This window comes from bacterium (assembly GCA_040753555.1).
In the GTDB taxonomy this organism is placed as follows: Bacteria; UBA9089; UBA9088; order UBA9088; family UBA9088; genus JBFLYE01.
This window is the reverse complement of record JBFMDZ010000140.1, coordinates 1-5,616: the sequence shown is the minus strand read 5'-3', so window position 1 is coordinate 5,616 and position 5,616 is coordinate 1. Positions and strand designations below refer to the sequence as shown.

Genomic DNA, 5,616 nt, shown 5'->3' with positions numbered 1-5,616 from the left:
TATCCTTTTATTTTCTTCCCTTATCCTTGCTTTTTCTCTTAATTCTTCTTCTATCATTATTTATAAAGGATAACATATCAATATACTCAATATCAAGTTTATTTTACCTGAAACTTACCCATATCTTTTTGGCTAACTTCCTATATTTCGCTACCTTTCTTCAGAATTACCTTCTAAATGTGAATTTAATTAGCTGTAAATAAAGTCATCCCTTATTTGCTTTACTACCTTTCTTTTTCTAAGCTTTAAAAGAACCTTTTTCTCCACCTGTCTTACTGCTTCCCTTGTAATATTAAGCATTTTTCCTATCTCTTCCAATGTATGGGGCGTATTTCCAAAAAGCCCAAACCTTAAGGAAATGACATCCCTTTCCTTTTTAGGAAGTGTATCTAAAACAGACGATATTTGGTCTTGAAGAATTTGCAAAAATACTACATCTGATGGAGAGGGGCTTTTTTTATCCTCTATTATCTCAAAAAGGAGGTCGCTTTGGTCCTCGCCAACAGGAGCTTCCAACGAAATTGGCTCAGAGGATGCATTTATAATTCCAATTAAGCGATTTAAAGCCAAGCCCATTTTTTGTGCTATTTCTTCCATCTTAGGGCTTCTTCCCAATTTCTCTTCTAATTCCTCTTTTACCTTCATAGAGCGATTTATGGTATTAAATAGATATTGTGGAATTCTAATTATCTTGCTTTCATTTGCAATTGCAGAAAGTATGCTATGCCTTATCCACCAGCTAGCATATGTAGAAAATCTATAGCCTTCTTTATAATCAAATTTATCAACAGCCCTTATAAGCCCAATATTTCCTTCACTTATAAGGTCAAGCAATGGCATATTAGAATAACCTCCATACCTTTTTGCAATCATAACAACGAGCCTTAAATTTGACTCAATCATCTTTCTTCTCGCTGTATAAAGATTGTAATCAATTTTTTTAAACTTTTGCATAAGGTCAGAAGGAGTATTATCTTCTTCAAAGAAACTTTTAAGTTTTCTTAATGGACAACCTGCCATTCTTGCTATTTCAGAAAGAGAAAACCTACATTCCTCCATGTTTTTTGAAAGCTCTTTCTCTTTTTCAGGCGATAAAAGGGGAATCTTTGATATATCACGAAGGTATAGGGTTATGGCATCTAAAGATTTTGTTTTTTTCTCACCCTCCTTTTCTATAATCTTTATCCCTTCTCTGTCAAGATGTGAAAATAGCTCCTCCAGGTATGGAGACCAAACTATATCATTTGTGAATATCTGATTTATTTCATCATAAGTAACAAAGCCTTTTCTCCTTCCCTTTTCAACTAACCCATCTACCTTTCCCCTAAGCTCAACACTTAACTTCATTATAAATCTGCATTCTGTAATCAGTAATCCGCATTTTTCAATCCTTCATCACATCCTGCTTTAACTCTGTTTTTGGTGGAACCTCTATTTCAGCATCTATTTTTATTCCTGGATGGAGAATGGAATATTCGCCTATGGTAGAGTAAGAACCTATAACATTGTTATCCATAAGAACTACATTATTTGATGTTTTTGAGCCTTCTGCAATAATTCCATTTTTAATCTTTGTATTCTTTCCAATTGTTACCCTAGGAAGGACAATGGTTCTTTCAATATTACAAGATTCCTCTATTCTACAGGAATCATCAATGGAAAGGGGTCCCTTTAACCTTGCATACCTTTCTATAACAACATTATTTCCAATGGCAATGGGAGGAATAAGCTCTGCATCCTCATCAATATAGGTATTTGTCCCAACCGTTATCCCTGGCCTTGTTTCTTTTCCAAATATCGGAAGACTTACCCTTTTCATAAGGATATCCATATGAACCTGCCTATAAACATCAATGGTTCCCATATCATTCCAATAAGCCTCTGAATAGTATCCATAGAATGGAATATTCTCTTTTAAAATATCTGGAAAGAGCTGCTTTCCAAAATCATATTCACCATCTGGGATTAGCTCAAAAACCTTTCTTTCAAATGCGTATATTCCTGTATTAGCAAGGTTAGATATAGCATTTTCTGGTTTTGGTTTTTCCTGAAACTCCTTAATCCTTCCATCCCTCTCAACAACAACCACACCATAGTGTGAGGGGTCAATAACAGGAGAAAGGTTAATTGTTACAAGCGACCTCCTTCCTTGATGAAACTCAATAAATTCAGTAAGATTGATATTAGAAACGCCGTCACCACTTAGGATAATTGTTGTATCAGTATCAAAAAACCAGGATGCCTTTTTAACGCCACCAGCTGTTCCAAGAAGGCTCTCTTCCTCAGAATATGCAATCTTTACCCCAAATTTTCCTCCTGTTCCCAAGTATTCCTTTATCTGCTCGCCATTCTGATAGATGTTGATGATAATATCAGTAATGTGATGGCTTTTAAGATTTTCAATTATCCTTTCAATGACAGGTTTATTGGCAACTGGAAGCATACATTTTAGCGTCTTCCTTGTAATGGGATAAAGCCTTGTTCCCAACCCTGCTGCCATAATCATTGCTCTCATTTTATTTTAAATCAAGATAGCTTACCTTAATTAGCCTATGACCAATCATATCTACCGTTGCCTGGGATTGTTCAAGAATAATATATCCCAAAATTGGCTCATATCCACCATCTTTTGGCTCCATATCCATAAAGATGCATTCATTATAAATTGCTCTAAACCCTTCTATTTGTATCTTTACAGGGCCACAAGCCTCTCCCTCAATTATCCTCTGGTCGGCTGTTTCCAAACGAACCTTTGAAGTAGAGGAAAAATCTCCCAGTCTATCTTTCCAGGCAGATGGTAAAATAAGGCTACTTGCTCCTGTATCAACCAGACAATCACACCTAATCTCTTTACCGTTATTTGTAATTAAAACAGATGTTATAATTCTTCCCATTTCTTTGGTAAAAATAGTGTTCCTTCCCTTTTTCCAGCTAGAATTTTCTTTAAAGTTTTCTCTTTCTTTCCAGAGGCAATGATTGCTGGAATCCCTTGTTCTATACACATCTTTGCAGATTCAATCTTCGTTTTCATTCCGCCTATTGTGTTTTTGCTTCTTTTTTCCTTGATAAACCCTTTAATTTCATCTGTTATTTCAGAAATCACAGGAATTACCTTTGAAAATTTATTCTTATTAAGTTTATAAACACCATCGCTATCTGTCAAGATAATTAAACAAGAGGCATTAAGAAGAATAGCAAGATGGGAAGATAGGGTGTCATTATCCCCTATCTTAACCTCCTCTGTTGAAACGCTATCGTTCTCATTAACAATAGGGATAACGCCAAATTTAAACAACGAAGAGAATGTATTTAGTATATTAAAGGAAGATTTTTTTCCAAATAATTCATTATGTGTAAGGAGGATTTGGGAGATTACAATGTCATAATTTCCGAATAGGCTTTTGTAAAGCTCCATAAGCAATGGCTGACCAATAGAAGCCAAAGCCTGTCTTTCTTGAATTGTCTTTGGATATTCAGCTATTCCAAAAGCCCTCATTCCACAGCCAATAGCACCTGATGAAACAATTATAACCTCAATGCCATTCTTTCTTATATTTACAATATCGTCTACAATGGAGGCGATGTATTTTGGGGTGAAAACAGAGCTTTCCTGGAATAGGGATGTTCCAATCTTTACTACAATCCTTCTGCCTCCTGACTCTTGACTCTTGACTCCTGGCTTTCTTTTCATAGCCAACAAGGAATATCAATGAATATGCAGGGCAGGGCAAATTTTTTCTTTATTTCCTCCATAAGTGCTTTGATGCCAATAGTCTCGGTTGCATAGTGACCAGAAAATATTATATTTAATCCTGCCTCTTTTGCAATAGAAAAGGAAAATAGCTTATGCTCTCCTGTAATAAAAAGGTTCACTTTTTTTTCAGCCGCCTCCTTTAGACAATCGCATCCACCACCAGAGATAACAGCAATTGTTTCTATTTTTTCCTTTCCGCAGGGTAGTATTTTAGAAGATGTATTTAGGGCTTCATTAAGGATTTTTGCTATATCTTCCCTGTGTAATGGCTCCTTTAGCCTTCCTAAAAAACCTATATCCTGGCCTTCGTATTTTCCAAATGGCTCTACATTAAAGGGGTTAAATAGGTTTATAAGGGAGATATTGTTTCCAAATTTTGGATGAAGGTCTAATGGAAGGTGAGAGGCATAGAGGGATATCCCATTTTCTATCAAGACCTTTATTCTCTTATAAAGAATTCCTGTAATTGGCTCTTGTATTCCCCAAAATAGGCCATGATGGACAACAACAAGATTGCAAGAGCTATCTTTTGCCTTAATAAATGTTTCTTGTGAGCCATCTACAGCAAACCCAATCTTTTCTATATCCTCCCTTCCCTCAACCTGTAAGCCATTTAAAGAGTAATCAGATATATCCTTTGTCCTTAACTCCCTGTCTAAAAATTCACAGACATCCTTTAGCTTCAAGGTATTACTTTATTTAAGGGATATTCAACAATCCCTTCTGCTCCCCTTACTTTAAGCGCTGGTATTATCCTTCTAACAACCTCCTCATCAATAATTGTCTCTATAGCAAGCCATTCTGGGTCTGTTAATTGTGATATGGTAGGATTTTTTAAAGAGGGAAGGTTATCTAATAAATTAGGAAGATTATCTTTATGGATATTCATCTTTAGACCAACCTTTTTCTCTGCCTCTAAAGCGCCTTTTAACAAAAGGATAATACTATCTGTCTTATTTTTCTTCCATTCATCCATAATTACCTCTTTGTTTGCAATTAAAATAGTTGTTGAGGTAAGCACGGTGTCTATTACCTTTAAATTATGTGCCTCTAAGGTTGTTCCTGTTTCTGTAAGTTCTACCACCGCATCTGCCAATTTTGTAAGGGGCTTTGCCTCTGTTGCACCCCAAGAGAATTCAACATTTGCATTTATACCCTTATCTTTCAGATATTTTTTTGTAACCTGCACAAGCTCTGTAGCAATCCTCTTACCCTCAAGCTCTCCTGGTCTATTTATAGATGAATCCTTTGGCACAGCAAGAACCCATCTAACAGGCTGATTTGTCTCTTTTGAATAGGAAAGCTCGCAAATCTCAACAACATCTAGCCCACTTTCTATTACCCAATCCCTTCCACATAGCCCAACATCAAGAATTCCATCGCTAACATACCTTGGCATTTCTTGAGCCTTTACCATCATAATCTCTATCTCTCTGTCATCAATCTTTGGAAAATATGACCTTTCACTCTTTGCAATTTTATATCCTGCTTTAGCAAAAAGCTCTATTGTCCTTTTTTCCAGGCTCCCCTTTGGTATTCCAAGTTTAATTACCATACCTTAATTATAATTTCTCTACCTTTTATTGGCAATCATTTTAATCTATTAGTCAGCACTTACTCCTTCAACTATTTTTATTTCGTCTTCTGTTAAACCATATAAATTTCCATTTTCCGCTCTTATTTACAATAGGAATTGAATTTCCAAAAAAAATCTAAAGTTTAACCCTCTTAAAAACCGATATATATATAATAGATAGAATGATAGAAGATATTTTAAGAAGACAAAATCAAGTTTTTCTCCAAAACAATTGGCTCTTTAGTCCTTCTTAAGATAAGTCCTTGATAAGATGAATATTGCAGAG

At 35.4% G+C, this 5,616-nt stretch carries 6 protein-coding genes; all 6 read right to left on the bottom strand.

The window, feature by feature from the left end; translation table 11 throughout:
- Positions 1-189: 189 nt before the first annotated feature.
- From AB1630_09890 to hisG, 6 genes are read right to left on the bottom strand one after another with little or no spacing between them, the layout of a single operon-like run.
- Positions 190-1,347 carry a sigma-70 family RNA polymerase sigma factor gene (locus AB1630_09890; protein MEW6104100.1) on the bottom strand — a complete coding sequence of 386 codons (1,158 nt, stop codon included), beginning with the start codon at positions 1,345-1,347 and terminating at the stop codon, positions 190-192.
- 37 nt (positions 1,348-1,384) lie between these two features.
- Positions 1,385-2,500 (bottom strand): NDP-sugar synthase, encoded by a 1,116-nt coding sequence (locus tag AB1630_09885; GenBank protein MEW6104099.1) that lies wholly within the window; start codon positions 2,498-2,500, stop codon positions 1,385-1,387.
- Between the two features lie 16 nt (positions 2,501-2,516).
- Positions 2,517-2,894, bottom strand: a complete 378-nt coding sequence (locus AB1630_09880) for a retropepsin-like aspartic protease (GenBank protein ID MEW6104098.1) — start codon at positions 2,892-2,894, stop codon at positions 2,517-2,519.
- Entirely contained in the window at positions 2,879-3,691 is an 813-nt protein-coding gene (gene proB / locus AB1630_09875; protein ID MEW6104097.1) for a glutamate 5-kinase, read from the bottom strand. The genes AB1630_09880 and proB overlap by 16 nt, the downstream gene beginning before the upstream one ends.
- On the bottom strand, positions 3,688-4,440 hold the full coding sequence (locus AB1630_09870) for a Nif3-like dinuclear metal center hexameric protein (protein ID MEW6104096.1): 753 nt from the start codon (positions 4,438-4,440) through the stop codon (positions 3,688-3,690). Before AB1630_09870 ends, proB begins: the two co-directional genes overlap by 4 nt.
- Positions 4,437-5,309: an ATP phosphoribosyltransferase gene (gene hisG / locus AB1630_09865; GenBank protein ID MEW6104095.1), complete on the bottom strand. Its 873-nt coding sequence runs from the start codon at positions 5,307-5,309 to the stop codon at positions 4,437-4,439. The genes AB1630_09870 and hisG overlap by 4 nt, the downstream gene beginning before the upstream one ends.
- Positions 5,310-5,616 lie beyond the last annotated feature (307 nt).

What these genes read in the sequence shown, in the direction of transcription:
- AB1630_09890 (MEW6104100.1), bottom strand. Translation starts at nt 1,347, where the DNA reads ATGAAGTTAAGTGTTGAGCTTAGGGGAAAGGTAGATGGGTTAGTTGAA.
- AB1630_09885 (MEW6104099.1), bottom strand. Translation starts at nt 2,500, where the DNA reads ATGGCAGCAGGGTTGGGAACAAGGCTTTATCCCATTACAAGGAAGACG.
- AB1630_09880 (MEW6104098.1), bottom strand. Translation starts at nt 2,894, where the DNA reads ATGGGAAGAATTATAACATCTGTTTTAATTACAAATAACGGTAAAGAG.
- proB (MEW6104097.1), bottom strand. Translation starts at nt 3,691, where the DNA reads ATGAAAAGAAAGCCAGGAGTCAAGAGTCAAGAGTCAGGAGGCAGAAGG.
- hisG (MEW6104095.1), bottom strand. Translation starts at nt 5,309, where the DNA reads ATGGTAATTAAACTTGGAATACCAAAGGGGAGCCTGGAAAAAAGGACA.